The sequence below is a fragment of the Streptomyces sp. NPDC030838 genome (assembly GCF_055572035.1).
Map to the genome: position 1 here is coordinate 147,208 of NZ_JBVIED010000002.1, position 18,542 is coordinate 165,749.

Sequence of the window (18,542 nt, forward strand, 5' to 3'; positions counted from 1 at the left end):
TTCCTTCGCCATTCGTCGTTCGCGTGTCAGTCGGCCAGGTGGACCTCGAAGAGGTCCTCCGGGTCCGGTAGATCGGCCGGTTCGTCGTCCGGAGACAGCTCCCAGTCCCTGTCCTCGCAGCTGAGCGTGGGCAACTCGTCGTCGCCCGCCTCCTCGGCCGGCAGCTCGAAGGTGCAACGGGGCTCGATGACAGCCCTCGCCGATGCCTTGGCGTACGTGCCTTCCGTGCCCGGGACGATGGAGTCCCCCACCGGCTCGTCAGTCTCGACGTCGACCTTGTAGCCGAGCAGCCCGTCCGGCCCGCAGCCCTGCACGTGGGCGTCGTTCTGTGCGGCAAGCTGGTGGGCTCGCCAGCACGGGTCGGCCACCTGCACGTCGCCGTCGAAGATGCCCTGCCATGCGGCCGGGTCCGTTACGTTGTCCAGCCACTCCCCCGCCAGCTGGTCCCGGGTCTCCAGCGCCGCCGCCAGTGCCGCCGCGTCAGCCGCCGTCTGAGCTTCGTTCCTGGTCGCCCCGGCCTGCCCGACCGCGAGGTACGCGAACGCGAGAAAGAGCAGGCCCGCCACCACCGTGATGTAGATGGGGAAGGCCTGCCCTGAGTCTCCGCCGTACCTCCGAGGCCGCATCAGCCGCCGGTGACTTCGGCGATCTTGGTCGTGATCGCATCGAAGATCGTCTGCCCGATATCCGTCCCCGTAATAGCCAGCACAATCGCCACCACCACCGCGATGATCCCCAGGTACTCCACCGCGGTCTGACCCTTGTCGTCGTTCCACTTGCGCATGGTGTTCCCCTCCGGATGTCGCGCTGTCGGTGGCGGAAGGGTAGGGCGGGACGCGGCTGCCCTCCGAGGGTCCGTGGGCCCAAATGCGGGCCCAATTCGAGGGCTTCCGGGTCGGCGGGGTCATCGTCGGCCCCCGGGGGAGTCGGGGGCCGTGCCCAGCCACTTGGCGGTGGCTTCGGCGCGGCTGGTGCTGTGGAGTTTGGCGAAGATGCGGTTGATGTGGTTCTTGACCGTCTTCTCGCTGATGAAGCAGGTGGCGGCGATCTGCTGGTTGTTCATGCCGGACGCGATGAGGTCCATGATCTCCGCCTCCCTCGTGCTGAGTTGGTATCGCGACTGTGCCACAGATGGTTGCGTTCGCGAAAGTGATTGCGGGGAACTCGGCTTTGGTGCGCTCACTTCCGGCCCAGTAGACAGGACCGGAGTGTTTGCATCCGCATCCACACCCGCCGCCCTGCCACTCTCCCGCAGCTGCGTCAGCAACGCCCCCGCCGCCGTCGCCGTGAAGTGCGCCCTGCCCTCCTTGATGTCCCGTACGGCCGTCACCAGCTGGTCGGGCGTGAACTCGCCGTGGACCAGGTAGCCGCCCGCCCCGCGCCGCAGGGCCTCCTCGACGATCTCCGACTCGCGGCTGTAGGTGAGCATCAGGACCGGGGCCAGCGGGACGAGGTGCGGCAGTGCCGACAGGCCGTCCACGCCGGGCATGCGGACGTCGAGGAGGATCACGTCGGGGCGGTGGGTCCGGGCCGCCTCGTACGCCTCGCGGCCGTCCGCCGCCGCTGCCACGACCGTGATGTCGGGGCGGCCGGTCAGGAGGGCGGTCAGGCCCGCGCGGACGACCGGGTTGTCGTCGGCCACCACCACACGGAGGGGTGCCGGGGGCGGGGGGACGCGGAAGGGGGACGGCATCTCGGGGCTCCTCATGCTGCGTCGAATGCTGCCTCGGCTGTCCCCGACAGCGCCTCGGCTGTCGTGGACAGCGCCGCGCCTGTCGGAGGCAGCGCCTCGCCTGTCGTGGGCAGCGCCGCCAGGGGCAGGTCCAACCGGACCTCCGTGCCCCGGGGGTGCGCGCCGCGGCCGATGCGGATGCGGGCGCCGACGGACGCGGCGCGCTCGACCATCCCGACGAGGCCGAAGTGACCCGCGGCGCGGAGGTGTTCGAGGGTCGTGCCCGGAGGCAGGCCATCGCCGTCGTCGTACACGGAGATGCTGAGCTGGTCGCCCTCCACGCCCGCTCTCACCTGGACGGAAGCGGGGGACGCGTGGCGGTGGGCGTTCTCCAGGGCCTCCGTGGTGATGGTGAGGAGCTGGCGGGCCACCGGGGGTGGGACGGGGGGAACAGGGTCGGTACCTGTCCGCTGGTACGTCGCATCGATCGTCGTACGAGCCGTGAAGTCGTGGGTGCGCGCCGCCAGTTCCGCCTCCAGGTCCAGCAGACCCGCCGGAGCCGACTCGCGGCGCAGGTCCGTCAGGAGTTCGCGGGATTCCGCCGCCGCTCTGCGGGCCGAGCGGGCCACCAGTTCCGCCTGTCGGCGCAGGACCGCCGCATCCGGGGCCGGTGCGTTCGCCGAGGCGGCCAGGCCCTCCGCGGCCAGTGCCACGCCGTGCAGGGTCTTGGCCACCGAGTCGTGCAGTTCGCGGGCGAGGCGGGCGCGTTCCTCCGCCACCGCCTCCGCGGCCGCCAGCCGGGCCTGGACCGTCGTCAGTGCCTGCGTCGCCTCGCCGAAGCGCAGCATGAGCCCCCGCAGGGCCGAGCCGGCCGCCCCCGAGATGACACACAGGCCGGGCAGGAGCAGCGCGTCCGCGGGGGTTCGGTGCTCCCCCCGGGCCAGGGTCGCCTCGACCAGGAGCAGGATCAGCGACTGGAGGGAGGCGAAGCAGGCGGCGCCGCGCCAGCTGTAGGCGAGGCCGGCGAGGAGGGGGGTGCAGACGCTGACGTAGGCGAGGGTCGTGTCGGGGCCCGCCGAGACCAGGAGGAGCGAGCCGAAGAGGGTGTCCGCGGCCAGGAGGGCCGGGTGGCGCAGGAGGAGGGGGCCGAAGCGTTCCCAGTCCCGGAAGAGGGCGTACGACGCCATGAAGGTGACCACTACCGCCGCGCCCACCAGATACGCCCCCAGGCCGGGGGCGGCGTTCAGGAGCGCTGCGGGGGCCGCCAGCGCGATCATCGCCAGGCGGAAGCCGAAGACCTGCCGGCACAACGCCTGGAGGGCGTTGATCTGGAGGGAGAGGGCGGGTGCGGACGGTGCCTGGGCGGAGGCGGCCGGTCCGGTCTTCCTCCGCTTCCGCAGCCGCGACAGCAGGCCCGCGACCTCCCGCCCCCTGGAACCCGCGGAAGCCATCGTCGCCATCGCTCACTCACCCGTGAGGGAGCCGAAGTCCGTCCCGGAGCCCAGCAGCAGGCCGGCGCCGAGCAGCAGCATCGTCGCCGGGACCATGAAGGTGGTGATCATCATGGTGGCCTTGGGCACGGCCCGGGCCGCCTTGCGGCGGGCGTTCTGCGCGTCCGTGCGCCGCATGTCCTTGGCGAGGGCGACGAGGGTGTCGACGATCGGGGCGCCGAGTTCCTCGCCCTGCTGCAACGCCGTCACGAACATCGCGACCTGCTCGGAGTCGTTCCTGCGGCGCAGCTCCGCGAAGGCCTGGCGGCGGCTCATGCCGAGGTCCATCTGGCGCAGGGTGATGCGGATCTCGTCCGCCCAGGGGCCCTCGTATCGCGAGGCCACGCGGTCGAGGGCCTGGCGGAAGCCCAGGCCCGCGCTCACCACCACCGCCAGCACGTCCAGGAAGTCCGGCAGGGTGCGTTCGATGACGTCCTTGCGGACCCGGATCGCCGACCAGATGCCGACCTCCGTCCAGAACGCCCCGAAGGCGAACAGCAGCAGGGTCATCAGTACGTTGCCCTGGAACAGGAAGATCAGGCCGCCTACGGCGCCCAGCGCGCCGTACACCGCCCGCCTCGCCGCGTAGCGGTCGATGGTCAGGCCGCCGGGGTTGCCCGCCAGGTCGATCTTGCGGCGGTACCTGGCGACCTGCTTGGGGCCCATGAGGCGCAGTACGGCGGGGGCGTACCGCATGCCGAGGCGGTCGACCAGCGAGTCGACCGCGCCGGTGCGGGTGGCGCCGACCTCCAGGGCGAGCGCCAGGTCGGTGGGCAGTTTGGCGTCCGCGCGGTACATGCGGACCCCGGCGAAGATCCCCCATACGCCGATGCCCATCAGTAAGGCCAGCAGCAGTGCCATGTCCGGGTCCCCCCCTTTCCTCAGGCTTCCTCAGACTTCCTCAGACGTCGATCCGGGACATCCGGCGGATCAGGATGAATCCGACCGCGTACAGCGCGAACGCGACGATCACGGCGACCTGGCCGAAGGGCGAGCCGGTCATGCGGTCCAGGGCGCCGTCCTTCACGCCGTTCATCAGGAAGAGGGAGCCGATGCCCATGACCGGGACGGCGTACGAGGTCATGTTCACCTGGGAGAGCTGGGTGCGGATCTCCCGCCGGGTCTCCTTGCGCTCCTCCAGCGTCTCGGTCAGATTGCGCAGGGCTCCCACCAGTTGGCCGCCCGCGCGGTTGGCCAGCACCAGTGTGGTGACCAGTACGACCAGCTCGCGCGACGGGAGGCGTTCCGCCAGCTCGCCGAGCGCGTCGTCCATGGACGCGCCGACCGCCAGCTGGTTCGCCACCTTCGCCAGCTCCTCGCCCGCGGGGGCCTCCAGTTCCTCCGCCGCCATACCGATGGCCGTGCGCAGGGCGAGCCCGGCATGGGTCGCGTTGGCGAGTATGCGGGCCAGTTCGGGGAGCTGGTTGATGAACCTCTCGATGCGCTTCTGGCGCTGCCAGTTGAGGAACTGCGTCGCCGCCCATACGCCGAGCAGGCCCGCGATCGGGCCGAAGAACGGCGCGAGGGTCGCCTGGCCGATCAGCCACAGGCCCGCGACCGTGGCGAGCATCGCGGCGAAGAACTCGCCGGGGGTGACGTCCAGGCCGGTCGCCGCCAGCCGCAGCTCCAAGCGCCGGCCGAGTTTCGTACGGCGCAGCCGGCGGTCGAGCTTGCGGAAGCGGCGCCGGCGGCCGGTGAGCGGGACCTGGCCGGTGGCCGTGAGGCGGTCGACCAGGGCCTGGCGCTGGGCCCTGCCCATGGCGTACGCGTGCACCCCGACGATGGCGAGGACGCAGGTCAGCAGGGTGATGCCGGTCGTCAGGGAGACGAGGGTGTTCAGTTCCATGGCCTCAGTTCACGTCCTCGGTTCCACGTCCTCGGTCCCACATCCGCGGTCCCACGTCCTCGTTCCACATCCTCATGTCCCTGTCCTCAGTTCCATGTCCTGGTGGCGAGCTGGTCCACGGTGTGGGCCACGCCGAAGGCCTGGGGGACGGGCTGGCCGGCCAGGTACAGGCGGTCGGCGGTGCGGCGCGGCAGCGGGAAGTACCGGAAGGCGCCGTGGACCCGGCCGTCGGGCGTCATCGGCCGGGCGTCGAACCGGGCCACGGTGGCCAGGCGGTACGGCTCTCCGCCGTGGCTGTCGAGGACGGCGATCTCGGTGACGCGGCGGGCGCCGTCGGCGAACCGGGTGAGCTGGACGATGACGTCGACGGCGCTGTTGATCTGGTCGTGCAGCGCCACGAAGGGCACTTCCACGTCGGACATGGAGGCCAGCGTCTGGAGCCGCATCAGGGCGTCCTCGGCGCTGTTGGCGTGGACGGTCGCCAACGAACCGTCGTGGCCCGTCGACATCGCCTGGAGCATGTCCAGGGACTCGCCGCCGCGGACCTCGCCGACCACGATCCGGTCGGGGCGCATCCGCAGCGAGTTGCGGACCAGGTCGCGGATGGTGACCTGCCCCTTGCCCTCGACGTTCGGCGGGCGGGACTCCAGGCGGATGACGTGCTGCTGCTGGAGCTGGAGTTCGGCGGAGTCCTCGATGGTGATGATCCGCTCCGTCTCCGGGATGAGGCCGGAGAGGGCGTTGAGCAGGGTCGTCTTCCCGGTGCCGGTGGCGCCGGAGACGATGATGTTGAACCGTGCCTGCACGAGCCCCCCGAGCAGGTACAGCATGGGCTCGTCGAGGGAGCCGAAGCCGATCAGCTCGTGCAGGGTGAAGGAGCGCGGGAAGCGGCGGATGGTGAGGGTCGGCCCGGTGAGGGAGAGCGGCGGGATGATGACGTTCACCCGCTCGCCGGAGGGCAGGCGGGCGTCGACCATGGGATTGGACTCGTCGACCCGTCGGTTGACCGTCGACACGATTCGTTCGATGGTCTGCATCAGCTGGTCGTTCGACGCGAACCGCAGCGGCAGTTGCTCCACCCGGCCGCCGCGCTCGACGAAGATCGCGTCGGGGCCGTTCACCATGATCTCGGTGATGGAGGCGTCTTCGAGGAGCGGTTCGAGGATGCCGAGGCCCAGCGCCTCGTCGACGACCCTCCTGATCAGCTGCGAGCGCTCCACCGTGGACAGCACGGGGCCCTCGCGGCTGATGATGTGCCCGAGCACCCGCTCCAGGCGCGCCCGGCGCTCGGCGGCGGCCAGCGCGCTCATCTCCGCGAGGTCGATCTCCTCCAGCAGCTTGGCCCGGTAGGAGGCGACCAGGTGGCCGTCCTCGCCCCGGCTGCCGTGCTCCTCCGGGGAGTTGATGCGTGCCCGCAGGCTCATGGCTCCGTGCTCCTCGGTCCGGCGTCGCGCGGCATGGTGGCGGACTTGTGGGCGTCGCCGAAGTCCCAGCCGGGGACGACGGACGGAATGTCGACGGTCGCGGTGACCTCCACCTCGTCGCCGCCTCCGGCGCTGGTGCAGGACGTCCCGTCGGCGAGCCAGCCGCTCACGGCCGCCTGGCAGTCCGCCGCGTACGGCCCGTCCAGCGAGGCGCTGCGGGCTCCGGCGCGCGCGGCGGTGCCGGCCTGCTGGGCGGCGTACGCGATCAGCCCGATCTGTACGGCGGCGAGCGCGACGATGATCAGGACGGGGATGAACCCGAGGTATTCCAGCGCGACCTGACCGCGGTCGCGGCGGGTCCTACGGCGGTCAGAGGGCGCGTACGACCGCTCAGTCGACCTCTCGGTCGACCTCTCGGTCCGTTCCGTCGACATCTCAGTCCGTCTCCTCCTCGACCGCCCCCGCGTGGCCCTCCACCTCGAAGGGGAAGTCGACCGCGCCGGGGAAGAGGACCGGCACCTTGAGGGTCACGTCGGCCGTGACATAGCCCGCGCCCCCGCAGCTCACGCTCGCGCCCCCCTCCCAGGCCCCCGGCAGCTTGTCCCGACCGGCCGCCTCGCAGGCGCCCTGGCGCTCGCCCGGCGCCGCCGCCGTGGCCGCGCGTACCGCCTCGTCGGCAGCGTTACCCGCGAGCACGAAGGTGTATCCCACGAGCACGAACTGCCACAGCAGCACCAGCGTGACGAGGATCAGCGGGGTCATGCCGAGGAACTCGACGGTGACCTGGCCGCCGTCCCGGTCGCGTATCGGCGTACGCCGCATGGTCATCCCCCTGTCTCCCGCCGCCTGCGGAAGCTCACGGACCCCCGGTCGCCCCGCACCCGGCCGCCGCCCGACCGGCGGTCCGCCGCCGCCTTGACCAGGCCGAGTTCGCCCGCGAGGGCCCACAGGGCCTGCTTCACGGTGCTGCGGTTGTCCAGCAGGTGCAGGCGGCCCGCGTCCACCGCGGCCTGGAGTTCCTTGAAGTGGGCGGGGATCGTGGTGGCCGCCACCGCCGTACCGGTGATCTTGCGGACGAGGGCCGGCTGGATCTCCGTACCGCGCGTGTGCCGGTTGACGACGACCGTGGTCTCCTCGGCCTTGCGGATCTGGAGCCGGTCCCACATGCGCACCACGCGTTTGGCGCCGCGTACGGCGACCACGTCCGGGGTGGTGACCAGCAGGGCGGTGTCGGCCATCTCGACGGCGGCCGCGCCGGCGCCGGTCAGCTGGGCGCCGCAGTCGATGACGACCGTCTCGTAGCGGGAGCGCAGGGCGCTGACGATCTGGCGGGCGGCGCGGTCGGTGACCTCCTCGCCGCGTTCGCCCTCGGCCGGGGCGAGCAGCAGGGCGAGGCCGGTGTCGTGGCGGAAGACGGCGTCGGCGAGGACGCGCGGCGAGATGTCGGTGATGGCGGCGAGGTCGACGACCGAGCGGCGGAACTGGACGTCGAGGTAGGAGGCGAGGTCCCCGGCCTGGAGGTCCATGTCGACGAGAGCGGTGTTGCGGCCGGAGGCCTGCGAGGCGAGTGCCAGCTGAATCGCGGTGACCGTGGATCCGACTCCGCCCTTGGCCCCGCTGACGGTGACGACGGTGCCGCCGACGCCGGTGAACACGTCGCCGCCGTGGCCGAGGTGGCGGCGTACGCCGATCGACCACTGGGAGACGGCCTGGACGCGGCTGGCGAGTTCCTCGTAGCCGAGCGGCAGGGTGACCAGGCCCCGGGCGCCGGAGTCCATGGCGGCCTGGAAGAGTCCCGGGCTCGCGTCGGAGGTGACGAGGATGACGCCGACCGCCGGGAAGCGGAGGGCGACCTCGCGGATCAGTTCGAGGGCGGGGACGGGGCCGATCCGCTCGTGGACGACCACGACCTCGGGGAGTTCGTCGACGGACTCGGCGGCGAGCCGGGCGAGGGTGTCGACGAGCTGGGTGGAGTCCACCACCGGGGCCACCGGCTCGGCGTCCGGGAGCTGGCTGAGCAGGGTGGTGACGGAGCGCGCCGCGTCCGCGTCGCCGACCGCCGGCAGGATCCTCGTGGGCATGCGGGCCTCTCACTTGTCCTTCGCGAGTTCGTACGTCCGGTCCTTTTCGGGGACCGCGGAGTCGGCGCCGGGCGCGACCAGAGCGAGCCGGACCCGCTGGGCGAAGGACTCGGCGTAGGTGATGCGCTGGGCGTCCAGGGCGGAGAGGGCGAAGGTGATCGGCACGGCGTCGACGGGCTGCCGGCCGCGGTCGTTGTCGTCGGGTTCGAGGGCGGTCAGCTCGCCGACGTCGAGGACCCTGGCGTTGATGACGATGATCTTGGACTGGTCCGGGTCGCCGTCCCGCTCGCCCTCGAAGGTGGCGTACACATTGACCCGGGCACCCGGGGTGATCTTTCCGGCGACACCGGTCGCCGCGTCGATCATGATGGCGACCTCCTGCTCGCCCGGCTGGAGGGCGGGCCGCTCCACGATCATGTCGGTCTGCAGCAGGGAGCCCGCCCGGAGGGTGGTGACGGCGATCTTGCCGCGGATCTCCGCCAGGTCGCGGACGGCGTTGGGCGACAGCCAGCGCTCGGGCATCGAGATCTTCTCGAACTGACCTGCGGAGAGCGGGGTGTAGGGCTCGACCTTCTGCCTCAGCCGGTATGCCGTGACCTCGGGACCGACCTTGGACTTCACGTCGTTGACGACGGACAGGACGCCCGCGAACGCGCCGAGGGCGCACAGGACGGACAGGAGGAGCAGTATCACGCCGCGGCGCTGACGGGAGTTCATGAAGCGGGCAACCTCATCGGGGGGTGGCGGTCGGGGCTTCTCGGGTGCTCGGGTGCTCGGGTGCTCTATCCGGCGGTGAGCTGGCGGTGCTGGTGCTGGGCGGGAGGGGGCGGCGCGGTGGCGGAGCAGAACACGCAGCGGTCGCCGATGACGTCGATGCCGCACCAGTGACAGGTGCCCTGACGGACGGAGCCGACCAGCTGGTAGAGGACGGAGAGATCGGGCAGGTAGGAGCAGAACTCGATCAGCTTGCCGGTCCCCCACCAGGCGGCGGACTCGGCGGGCAGCGCCGTCTCGCGCAGGCCCTGGACCTTCCAGGACGGTCCGAGGGTGCCGGTGACCCAGTCGGACTGGAGCTGACCCTTGGCGGTGACCATCCAGGTGGCGAACTCCGGGCCGGTGAGCGCGGCCCCGGGCCCTCCGAGCCGGACGAGTTGGGGCTGCGGATGGGCGACGACGGCGAACTGGCTGCCGGGCAGCCACGACTTGGCGTGCGCCTTGAGATCGACGGGTACCCGGTCGAGCCGGGCGACCGAGCCGAGCACGGCACCGGCATGGATGTAGTGGGTGAGCAGCCGGCCGGCGGAGGCGAGCACGCCGGGGCTGAGGTCGCAGGAGGCGAGCTGGCGCAGCTGCCGGGCGAGGACGGCGACGCCGAGCGGCGGCAGATCGGGCTTGAACAGGGCGATCCGGTCGGTCTCCAGCAGCGAGCGCACGGTGTGCAGCCGGCGCTCGACGGCGGCGGGAACGGCCGCGGAGTGGACGACGACGAGATGGCCGTGGGCGTCCAGGACGGAGAGCACCTCGCCGAGGACCTGCTCCAGCGGACGCCGGTCGAGGTCCTTCAGGACGACGGCGGGCAGGGTCCGCTCGTCCTGCGGCGGCAGCGCCAGGTCGGCGCTGGTCACGGCAATGGCAGTTGGCACGCGCAGCTCCCCGTCTCACGCCGGTCGGCCCGCCGGCGTTACTCCGGCGCACCGAGGTGACTTCATTGCGTGACTACCTCAGCACTGTATCCACGGCTCTGTGACCGGAGAACAGCGTTTGTGTAGCTCGGGAGCAACTGTCTTCGCACAAGTCGCGGCAAAACGGGGCAGGTTGTGCACGCCGATGCGGACCCCTTGACAACTCAATTGGTCTGGACCAACTTTGAGGCCAGCGGTGGCCACCGTCGTCCCGAACGACCCCCACTCCCCACCGGAGGCCCCAGTGGACCTCAACCTCGTACGCAGACACAGACGCAGCAGGCGCATACGCCTCTGGGCCGGCGCTGCCACCGCCGCCCTCGCCCTCTCCCTCACCACCGCCACACAGGCGTCCGCCGCGGACGTCAACAACGCGAAGAACGCCGGCTTCGAGGCGGGCCTGACCAACTGGACATGCTCGGCCGGCAGCGGTACGGCCGTCTCCTCCCCCGTGCACGGCGGCTCGGCGGCCCTGAAGGCCACACCCGCCGGCCAGGACAACGCCCGCTGCACCCAGACGGTCGCCGTCAGGCCCAACTCGACGTACACGCTGAGCGCGTGGGTGCAGGGCGGGTACGCGTACCTGGGGGCGACGGGGACGGGCACGACGGACGTCTCGACGTGGACGCCCGACTCCACGGCATGGAAGGAACTGAAGACGACGTTCACCACGGGCTCCTCGACCACGTCGGTGACGGTGTACACCCACGGCTGGTACGGCCAGGCGGCGTACCACGTCGACGACGTGTCGGTCTTCGGCCCGGACGGGGGCGGAGGCGGCGACCCGGCTCCGACGATCCCGGGCGCTCCGAGCGGCCTGAGGGTCTCCGGCACGACGTCCTCCTCGGTGTCCCTGGCGTGGAACACGGTGTCGGGCGCGACCGGCTACAACGTCTACCGCAACGATACGAAGGTGACGGCGGTGACCGGCACCTCGGCGACGGTGACGGGCCTGGCGGCTTCGACGTCGTACTCGTTCCAGGTCACGGCGACGAACGCGGCGGGTGAGTCGCCGAAGTCGGCGACGGTGACGGCGACGACGGCGCCCTCGGGCGGCGGAAACGGTCCCTCGCTTCCCAAGCACGCGGTGACGGGCTACTGGCAGAACTTCAACAACGGCGCGACCGTGCAGCGCCTCTCGGACATCCAGTCCCAGTACGACATCATCGCGGTGGCCTTCGCTGACGCGACCGGGACACCGGGAGCGGTGACGTTCAACCTGGACTCGGCGGGGCTGGGCGGCTACACGGTGGACCAGTTCAAGGCGGACATCAAGGCGAAGCAGGCGGCCGGGAAGAAGGTCATCATCTCGGTGGGCGGCGAGCGCGGAACGGTCACGGTCAACGACTCGGCGTCGGCGACGAACTTCGCGAACTCGGTGTACGCGCTGATGCAGACGTACGGCTTCGACGGCGTGGACATCGACCTCGAGAACGGTCTGAATGCGACGTACATGACGCAGGCGCTGCGGGCGCTGTCGGCGAAGGCGGGCCCGTCGATGATCCTGACCATGGCCCCGCAGACCATCGACATGCAGTCGACGTCGAACGCGTACTTCCAGACGGCCCTGAACGTGAAGGACATCCTCACGATCGTCAACATGCAGTACTACAACAGCGGTTCGATGCTGGGCTGTGACGGCAAGGTCTACAGCCAGGGCTCGGTGGACTTCCTGACGGCGCTGGCCTGCATCCAGCTGGAAGGCGGCCTCGCCCCGTCCCAGGTGGGCCTGGGACTGCCGGCGTCGACGCGGGCGGCGGGCAGCGGCTACGTCTCGCCGTCGGTGGTGAACAGCGCCCTGGACTGCCTGACCAAGGGCACGGGATGCGGGACGTTCAAGCCGTCGCGGACGTATCCGGACCTGCGGGGCGCGATGACGTGGTCCACGAACTGGGACGCCGCGGCGGGCAATGCGTGGTCCAACGCGGTGGGGGCGCATGTGCACGCGCTGCCGTAGTCCGAAAACGCGTGGGCTGCTTTGCTCTCCGTAACCGCCTCGTGTGATCTTTGGGAACATGAGTACGGGGGAGGAAGGCGGCGGTCTGGTTGACGTCGTGCGGCGGGCGCGGGAGGGACAGGCCCCGCCGCAGGACGTCTTCGACGCGTTCGTACGGGCACGGGTGTACTGCGAACGGCCGGAGGAGCCGGGGTTCCTGACCGTGCCCGCACCGGCTGCCAGGGCGGACGACGGGGGCGAGGGCCCGCGTTCCAGGCTGCTGGACTTCATGGACGCCGGTGACGGGGACCAGCCGGGGACGGCTGACCGCCTGGTCCCGGTCTTCTCCTCGCTGGAGCAGTTCGCCCTGTTCGCCGGCGAGGGTCCCTGGTTCTCGACGACCGGCGCCGACGTACTCGATCTCCTGCCGCCCGGACTGGACGTATGGCTGGACCCGGCCGCGGACCACGCGGTGCGGTTGGCGTCGGCGGCCGTCGGCACCGAGCCGGTGCTGCACATCTCGTACCGGAACCGGGGGGAGTGACGACGTGGGCGGCGAGGCCTGGCTGATACCCAAGGGCGCCGACGGGGGCGACTTCAAGTACGAGGTCCAGTTCCTCCAGTCGATCGCCCGTCCGCTGGAGGAGTCGACGGCGGCGGCACGCAAGCTCGCCGGCGAAAGCGCGGAGCAGCGCATGGAGTTCATGGCGCTGAACACGCTGGACAAGACCGGCGCGGACGACGTGACGGACGCCGTCAACACGTTCCTCGACAAGTGGTGCCACGGCCTCGGCTGCATCGCCGACGACGCCGACGTGATCGTCGCCGCGCTCAGCTCGGCGATCAACACGTTCCTGGTCACGGACACAAAGGTGGGGTACGAGGCGCGGCAGGTCCGGCTGCAGGAGCAGTACAAGGACGACCACCCGGTGACGACGTGGCTGGAGGGCTACGGCATCACGGGCAAGGAGCAGCACTTCAGAGGCCGCGTGGACCGCCCCGAAGCGGGCGACGGCGAGGAGTAGGCACCCCTGCGATGACCGAGAAGCATTTCTACCGTCGGATCTGGATCACCGCAGAGGACACCGTCCAGGACTGGGTGCCGGGCAAGCCGTCCGAACTGGACGCGCTGATCAAGAAGCTGGCCGGCGCGGCGGCAAACTTCGGGGAGGGCGCGGAGCAGCTGCGCAAGCTGAACACGGACCCTTGGCAGGGCGAGGCGGCAGAGGTCTTCCGCGACACCGTGAAACGGCTCCCCAAGGACCTGGACAAGGCACTGGACGCGTTCGTCGCGGCGAGTCTGGCGGTGCTGGCGTATCGGAACACCCTCGACGCCGCGCAGCGCCTCACAGCGCAGATCATCGACAACGAGGCGCCGGTCGCACGCGAGTTGTCGCGTACGTACGAGAAGTCGGTGAACGACTACAACACGGCGGTGAAGGCGGGCGACACTGCCGGCGCCACCAAGCCGCCGGAGGCCGACCCGGGCAAGACCCTGATGACCGAACTGGTCGGCATGATCCAGAAGGCACAGGGAGATGTCGAGGAGGCGGCCGCCACCGCCAAGCGCGAGTTGCGTTCGGCCGCCGAGAAGGCACCGAACCGCCCAAACGCCTGGGAGCGTTTCAAGGGCGGCGCGAAGGAGGCCGCGGGCGATTTCGCCGACCTGGCGCTGGCGGTCAACCCGGGCCGCCTCCTGACGGAGCCCGGCGCGTACCTTCACGACGGTGCGATGCTGCTGGACGGCGGCATCGCGGCGGTCCGCGACCCCGTCGCCTTCTCGAAGGACTTCTACCAGGGCGCGTCGAACACGTGGGAGGCGTTCGAGAAGGACCCGGTGCGGATGCTGGGGTATCTCGCGCCGAGCCTGGGCGGCGGGGCTGTGGTGGGCGGCTCGGCGGGCCTGGTCCGCCGACTGGACGGGACCAATGGATCTGGGCAGGCGACCGGCCTGGGGACGGCTTCCAGCCACCTGAACGGGTCCGACCCGGGCGCCCACAGCGAGCCAGGTCAGCGTGTGAACCTCAACCCTACGGACCCCGTCGACCTCGCCACGGGCAAGATGTACCTGCCGCAGACGGACGTCACGCTGCCCGGCACACTCCCCCTTGTCTTCAAACGCCGCGCGGAGTCCGGCTACCGCGCCGGACGCTGGTTCGGCCCGTCCTGGTCGAACACGGTCGACCAGCGCCTGGAAATGGACGACGAGCGGATCGTCTTCGTCCACGAGGACGGCCTGCTCCTGGCCTACCCGCACCCCGGCCCCGGCGACGAGCCGACCCTCCCGACCGAGGGGCCACGTTGGCCCCTGCACCGGGACGCGGACGGCTACAGGATCACCGATCCGTCAACGGGCCGCGTATGGCACTTCACGCCGCAGACGGACGCCCACGCCGTGCTGGAACAGATCGACGACCGCAACGGCAACTGGATCACCTTCGAGTACGCCCCGGACGGCACCCCGCTCGCCCTGACGCACAGCGGCGGCTACCGCATCCGCATCACGACCGAGGACCACCGGATCATGGCGCTGAACCTGGCAGGCGCCGCCTCGGACGGCACCGACCAGGAGCTGATCCGCTACGGCTACTCGGAGGCAGGCGACCTCACGGAGGTCGTGAACTCCTCGGGCGTACCTCTCCGCTTCACATACGACGATGCGGGCCGGATCACCTCTTGGACCGACACCAACGACCGCAGCTACACGTACGAGTACGACGACAGGGACCGCTGCATCGCGGAAGGCGGCGCCGAGGGCCACATGAGCCTGCGCCTGGAGTACGGCGAGCGCGACCCGCACACGGGGCTGCGGACGACGACGGCGACGACAGGTTCTGGTCACGTCTACCGCTACCTGGTCAACGAGCTGTGCCAGGTGGTGGCCGAGATCGACCCGGTGGGTGCGATCACGCGCTACGAACGGGACCGCTACCACCGGGTGCTGTCGCGCACGGATCCCTTGGGCCACGTCACGTCGTTCCGCTACGACGAGACGGGCAACATGACCTCAGTCGTCCGCCCCGACGGACGGCAAGCGACGGCCGAATACAACGAACTCGGACGGCCGGTCCGGGTGGTGAACACAGACGGCACGGTCGTACATCAGACGTACGACGAGCGGGGCAACAGGATCGGGTTGACCACCCCGTCGGGCCAGACGACCCGATTCACCTACAACGAAGCGGGCCACCTCACCACCGTGACCGATCCGCTCGGCCACACGACGACGGTCCGTTGCGATGCGGCTGGACTGCCCGTCGAAATCACGGACCCTCTCGGTGCGGTCACCCGGTACGAACGCGACGCCTTCGGCCGCCCCGTCACGATCACGGACCCGACGGGCGCGGTGACCCGCCTGGAGTGGACGGTGGAGGGCCTCCTGTCCCGCCGTACGGCCGCCGACGGCACGACGGAGTCGTGGACGTACGACGGCGAGGGCAACTGCACGAGCCACACCGACCCGCTGGGCGGCATCTCGCACTTCGAGTACACACACTTCGACCTGCTGACGGCGCGCACGGGTCCGGACGGCGTTCGCTACGACTTCGACCACGACAAGCAACTGCGGCTGACGAAGGTCACCAACCCGCAGGGCCTGGCGTGGACGTACGAGTACGACCCGGCCGGCCGCCTGATCACGGAGACGGACTTCGACGACCGCCGCCTGACGTACGAGTACGACGCGGCAGGCCGCCTGACCTCCCGCGCGAACGCGCTGGGCGAGACGGTGTCCTTCGAGCGCAACGCGCTGGGCCAGGTGATCCGCAAGAACGTGGCGGGCCAGGTCACGACGTTCGCCTACGACGCGACGGACCAGCTCGCCCAGGCGACCGGCCCGGACGGCACGACTCTGACGCTGTCCCGCGACGAGTACGGCCGCCTGCTCTCGGAAACGGTCGACGGCCGGACACTGACCTACACGTACGACAGCCTGGGCCGCCGAACGGGCCGCACAACCCCGACCGGCGCGACGACGACCTGGTCCTACGACGCGGCAGGCCGCCGCGTGGGGATGGTGGCCTCGGGCCGCGCGATCGACTTCGCGTACGACGCGGCGGGCCGCGAACTGACCCGCCAGGTCGGCGAGACGGTCACCCTGGAACACGTCTTCGACGAGCTGGGCCGCCTCACCACGCAGTCGGTGACGGGCGGAGGCGGGACACGGATCCAGCACCGCTCGTACACGTACCGGGCCGACGGCAACCTGATCGGCATCGACGACCAGCTCTCCGGCTCCCGCCGCTTCGACCTGGACGCGGTGGGCCGGGTAACGGCGGTGCACGCGGCGAACTGGACGGAAACGTACGCATACGACGCCGCAGGCAACCAGACATCGGCATCCTGGCCGGAGTCCCACCCAGGCGCGGAGGCAGTGGGCGACCGCGAGTACACAGGCACCCGCATCACCCGAGCCGGCCGCGTCCGCTACGAACACGACGAACTCGGCCGCACAGTCCTACGCCAGAAAACTCGCCTGTCCCGCAAACCGGATACCTGGCGCTACGAATGGGACACCGAGGACCGCCTGACGGCGGTGACCACCCCGGACGGCACCCGCTGGCACTACACATACGACCCTCTGGGCCGCCGCACGGCAAAGCTGCGCTTGGCTGAGGACGGCGAAACGGTGGTCGAGCAAGTGCTGTTCACCTGGGACGGCACGACCCTGTGCGAACAGACGACAACGTCCCCGGCTCTCCCGAACCCGGTCACCCTCACCTGGGACCACCAGGCTCTGCGCCCGCTTGCCCAGACGGAACGCATCCTCGCCACGGCCGACACCCCGCAGGAGGAGATCGACTCCCGCTTTTTCGCCATCGTCACCGACCTGGTCGGCACCCCAAGGGAACTCATCGACGAGCGGGGCGAGGTCGCGTGGCGCACGCGGAGCACACTGTGGGGCACGACGGCCTGGTCGACGGACAGCACGACTTACACACCGCTCCGCTTTCCGGGGCAGTACTACGACCCTGAGACAGGGCTCCACTACAACTACTTCAGACATTACGACCCCGAAAGTGCCCGCTACCTCACTCCAGACCCCCTCGGGCTAGCGCCTGCCCCCAACCCGGTTACTTATGTCAACAACCCTCACGTATGGTCGGACGCGCTTGGCCTCGCCCCACTGAACTGCCCCGAGTTGGGCCTTTCCTCGACCGCACAGGCAGCCATCGAGAGGTTCGAGAACATCATGCAGGACCCATTGGGTGATGTTAACTCGCAACCGAGACACAATCACTATGATGCGGCCAGAAGGGAGGCAAACGGAGAGGTGGTAGCTCGAAGAAGCGACGGAACACCTTTTGACCACATCACTGAACTGAAGCAAGCCAGAGACGGGTTGGACAAGATTCGAAGGATTCTCGAGCGCGAGATGCAGAGCCTACCCGACTCGTTGACCGATCGAGGATTGGAGGTTCTCGTTTCGAAGCACAAAAGGGTGACAAGCGAGTTGGATCGACTCAATGGCTTCCTGCACTCGATCGGACATCGCAAGTAGAGAACTGAAAGGCAAATGGCTGTGCTCTCGGATTCCATTGACAAAGAAAGCTCGATTGAAGAATTGGAGGGGGAGCGCTGGCCGGATCCGCCGGCAGAAAGCACACTCCTGGTGCAGAGCGTTCACGAACTGAGGCGTCGACCCATCAAGGACCTATCGGCACCGAATCTGGCCCGGCTGATCGGCCAAGATGTGGGACTTCGCTGGCTCCTTCCCGTGGCACTGGATCACCTGCGCGACACGGCTCCGGAAGGAGCCACAGGAGGTTGGTACGACGACGACCTGCTGTCAGCAGTGCTGAACAGGAAAGAGGCCGTATGGAGATCTACCCCGGATCTCGCACGACACCTTGATGAGACCGTGCGCATGCTTACCGATTTGTCGGAATATATTCAAAGCTACGTGGACGACTTTCGCGCATCTCTGTCTGATTTGCTGTGAAAGGCCAATCTGGAGACCGTCCGTCAGGGAGCAGGCGGTTGAACCATCCTTTCGGGCGGTAGTGCCCGAGCATGGCCGTCGCGACAACAACCTGGTCGAACGACTCGGCCGTGCGTCGCCTCACGGGGGTGATGACCTCGGGTACCGGACGGCGTAAGCAGGGACGGACACCATCCCGGACGGCGCGACTGAGGCAGACGCTACCGGGGGCTCGCCGGCCGCCGGGCTGCTGGACATCGCAGAGCTCGAGGCGACACGGGTGCGGGCCGCTCATGCCGTGTACGTCCCTGGGCTGTTGTAGACCAGCGACCACACGCTCGAACTCTTCCGTGGCGCTCCGGCTGGCGTTCCGTGCCGGGTCAGCAAGTGCTGGATGGTGACAACCCGACCGAGTACGTCGCCGTCGTACACGAGGCGGCGCTGCATCTCGGGACTTCGTCCGGGCCATCGCCGACAGCCTGTGAGGAGAC

17 protein-coding genes are annotated in these 18,542 nt (G+C 69.8%); 5 read left to right on the top strand and 12 right to left on the bottom strand.

Translation table 11 applies throughout. The features are described from left to right. Positions 1-26: 26 nt before the first annotated feature. The 12 genes from ACZ42A_RS07745 to ACZ42A_RS07800 form a co-directional block, all read right to left on the bottom strand. Complete coding sequence (locus ACZ42A_RS07745) at positions 27-626, bottom strand: pilus assembly protein TadG-related protein (protein ID WP_468526280.1); 600 nt, start codon at positions 624-626, stop codon at positions 27-29. Then, positions 626-784 carry a Flp family type IVb pilin gene (locus ACZ42A_RS07750; protein ID WP_468526281.1) on the bottom strand — a complete coding sequence of 53 codons (159 nt, stop codon included), beginning with the start codon at positions 782-784 and terminating at the stop codon, positions 626-628. The genes ACZ42A_RS07745 and ACZ42A_RS07750 overlap by 1 nt, the downstream gene beginning before the upstream one ends. A 120-nt stretch (positions 785-904) precedes the next feature. Next, a complete protein-coding gene (locus ACZ42A_RS07755) occupies positions 905-1,693 on the bottom strand; it encodes a response regulator (RefSeq protein ID WP_468526282.1) in 789 nt (262 codons plus the stop codon). 11 nt (positions 1,694-1,704) lie between these two features. Then, positions 1,705-3,132 carry a sensor histidine kinase gene (locus tag ACZ42A_RS07760; protein WP_468526283.1) on the bottom strand — a complete coding sequence of 476 codons (1,428 nt, stop codon included), beginning with the start codon at positions 3,130-3,132 and terminating at the stop codon, positions 1,705-1,707. A 3-nt stretch (positions 3,133-3,135) separates the two neighbouring features. Next, positions 3,136-4,023, bottom strand: a complete 888-nt coding sequence (locus tag ACZ42A_RS07765) for a DUF5936 domain-containing protein (protein WP_468526284.1) — start codon at positions 4,021-4,023, stop codon at positions 3,136-3,138. Between the two features lie 40 nt (positions 4,024-4,063). Next, positions 4,064-5,008 (bottom strand): type II secretion system F family protein, encoded by a 945-nt coding sequence (locus ACZ42A_RS07770; protein WP_468526285.1) that lies wholly within the window; start codon positions 5,006-5,008, stop codon positions 4,064-4,066. A gap of 86 nt (positions 5,009-5,094) precedes the next feature. Beyond that, positions 5,095-6,432 carry a CpaF family protein gene (locus ACZ42A_RS07775; protein WP_468526286.1) on the bottom strand — a complete coding sequence of 446 codons (1,338 nt, stop codon included), beginning with the start codon at positions 6,430-6,432 and terminating at the stop codon, positions 5,095-5,097. Then, positions 6,429-6,866, bottom strand: a complete 438-nt coding sequence (locus ACZ42A_RS07780; protein ID WP_468526287.1) for a TadE/TadG family type IV pilus assembly protein — start codon at positions 6,864-6,866, stop codon at positions 6,429-6,431. Before ACZ42A_RS07780 ends, ACZ42A_RS07775 begins: the two co-directional genes overlap by 4 nt. A 1-nt stretch (position 6,867) precedes the next feature. Further along, complete coding sequence (locus tag ACZ42A_RS07785; protein WP_468526288.1) at positions 6,868-7,260, bottom strand: TadE/TadG family type IV pilus assembly protein; 393 nt, start codon at positions 7,258-7,260, stop codon at positions 6,868-6,870. After that, the gene (locus ACZ42A_RS07790; RefSeq protein ID WP_468526289.1) at positions 7,257-8,513 is read right to left on the bottom strand and encodes an AAA family ATPase; all 1,257 of its coding nucleotides are present in this window, start codon (positions 8,511-8,513) and stop codon (positions 7,257-7,259) included. Before ACZ42A_RS07790 ends, ACZ42A_RS07785 begins: the two co-directional genes overlap by 4 nt. A gap of 9 nt (positions 8,514-8,522) precedes the next feature. Further along, entirely contained in the window at positions 8,523-9,230 is a 708-nt protein-coding gene (cpaB, locus tag ACZ42A_RS07795) for a Flp pilus assembly protein CpaB (RefSeq protein ID WP_468526290.1), read from the bottom strand. A 65-nt stretch (positions 9,231-9,295) separates the two neighbouring features. Next, entirely contained in the window at positions 9,296-10,156 is an 861-nt protein-coding gene (locus tag ACZ42A_RS07800; RefSeq protein WP_468526291.1) for a hypothetical protein, read from the bottom strand. 283 nt (positions 10,157-10,439) lie between these two features. Here ACZ42A_RS07800 and ACZ42A_RS07805 point away from each other — a divergent pair, with 283 nt between their 5' ends. From ACZ42A_RS07805 to ACZ42A_RS07825, 5 genes are read left to right on the top strand one after another with little or no spacing between them, the layout of a single operon-like run. Next, a complete protein-coding gene (locus ACZ42A_RS07805; protein ID WP_468526292.1) occupies positions 10,440-12,152 on the top strand; it encodes a chitinase in 1,713 nt (570 codons plus the stop codon). 58 nt (positions 12,153-12,210) lie between these two features. Next, positions 12,211-12,675 (top strand): SseB family protein, encoded by a 465-nt coding sequence (locus tag ACZ42A_RS07810; protein ID WP_468526293.1) that lies wholly within the window; start codon positions 12,211-12,213, stop codon positions 12,673-12,675. 4 nt (positions 12,676-12,679) lie between these two features. Continuing rightward, positions 12,680-13,156: a hypothetical protein gene (locus tag ACZ42A_RS07815; RefSeq protein WP_468526294.1), complete on the top strand. Its 477-nt coding sequence runs from the start codon at positions 12,680-12,682 to the stop codon at positions 13,154-13,156. A gap of 11 nt (positions 13,157-13,167) precedes the next feature. Then, positions 13,168-17,631, top strand: coding sequence for a polymorphic toxin type 28 domain-containing protein (locus ACZ42A_RS07820; RefSeq protein WP_468526295.1), 4,464 nt, complete (start codon positions 13,168-13,170; stop codon positions 17,629-17,631). Between the two features lie 15 nt (positions 17,632-17,646). Further along, complete coding sequence (locus ACZ42A_RS07825) at positions 17,647-18,072, top strand: contact-dependent growth inhibition system immunity protein (protein WP_468526296.1); 426 nt, start codon at positions 17,647-17,649, stop codon at positions 18,070-18,072. Positions 18,073-18,542: the final 470 nt, after the last annotated feature.

Excerpts from the sequence above, each read along its gene's own strand:
- ACZ42A_RS07770 (WP_468526285.1), bottom strand. The coding sequence starts at position 5,008 with ATGGAACTGAACACCCTCGTCTCCCTGACGACCGGCATCACCCTGCTG.
- ACZ42A_RS07755 (WP_468526282.1), bottom strand. The coding sequence starts at position 1,693 with ATGCCGTCCCCCTTCCGCGTCCCCCCGCCCCCGGCACCCCTCCGTGTG.
- ACZ42A_RS07775 (WP_468526286.1), bottom strand. The coding sequence starts at position 6,432 with ATGAGCCTGCGGGCACGCATCAACTCCCCGGAGGAGCACGGCAGCCGG.
- ACZ42A_RS07825 (WP_468526296.1), top strand. The coding sequence starts at position 17,647 with ATGGCTGTGCTCTCGGATTCCATTGACAAAGAAAGCTCGATTGAAGAA.
- ACZ42A_RS07765 (WP_468526284.1), bottom strand. The coding sequence starts at position 4,023 with ATGGCACTGCTGCTGGCCTTACTGATGGGCATCGGCGTATGGGGGATC.
- ACZ42A_RS07780 (WP_468526287.1), bottom strand. The coding sequence starts at position 6,866 with ATGTCGACGGAACGGACCGAGAGGTCGACCGAGAGGTCGACTGAGCGG.
- cpaB (WP_468526290.1), bottom strand. The coding sequence starts at position 9,230 with ATGAACTCCCGTCAGCGCCGCGGCGTGATACTGCTCCTCCTGTCCGTC.
- ACZ42A_RS07820 (WP_468526295.1), top strand. The coding sequence starts at position 13,168 with ATGACCGAGAAGCATTTCTACCGTCGGATCTGGATCACCGCAGAGGAC.
- ACZ42A_RS07810 (WP_468526293.1), top strand. The coding sequence starts at position 12,211 with ATGAGTACGGGGGAGGAAGGCGGCGGTCTGGTTGACGTCGTGCGGCGG.
- ACZ42A_RS07760 (WP_468526283.1), bottom strand. The coding sequence starts at position 3,132 with ATGGCGACGATGGCTTCCGCGGGTTCCAGGGGGCGGGAGGTCGCGGGC.
- ACZ42A_RS07790 (WP_468526289.1), bottom strand. The coding sequence starts at position 8,513 with ATGCCCACGAGGATCCTGCCGGCGGTCGGCGACGCGGACGCGGCGCGC.
- ACZ42A_RS07745 (WP_468526280.1), bottom strand. The coding sequence starts at position 626 with ATGCGGCCTCGGAGGTACGGCGGAGACTCAGGGCAGGCCTTCCCCATC.
- ACZ42A_RS07785 (WP_468526288.1), bottom strand. The coding sequence starts at position 7,260 with ATGACCATGCGGCGTACGCCGATACGCGACCGGGACGGCGGCCAGGTC.
- ACZ42A_RS07750 (WP_468526281.1), bottom strand. The coding sequence starts at position 784 with ATGCGCAAGTGGAACGACGACAAGGGTCAGACCGCGGTGGAGTACCTG.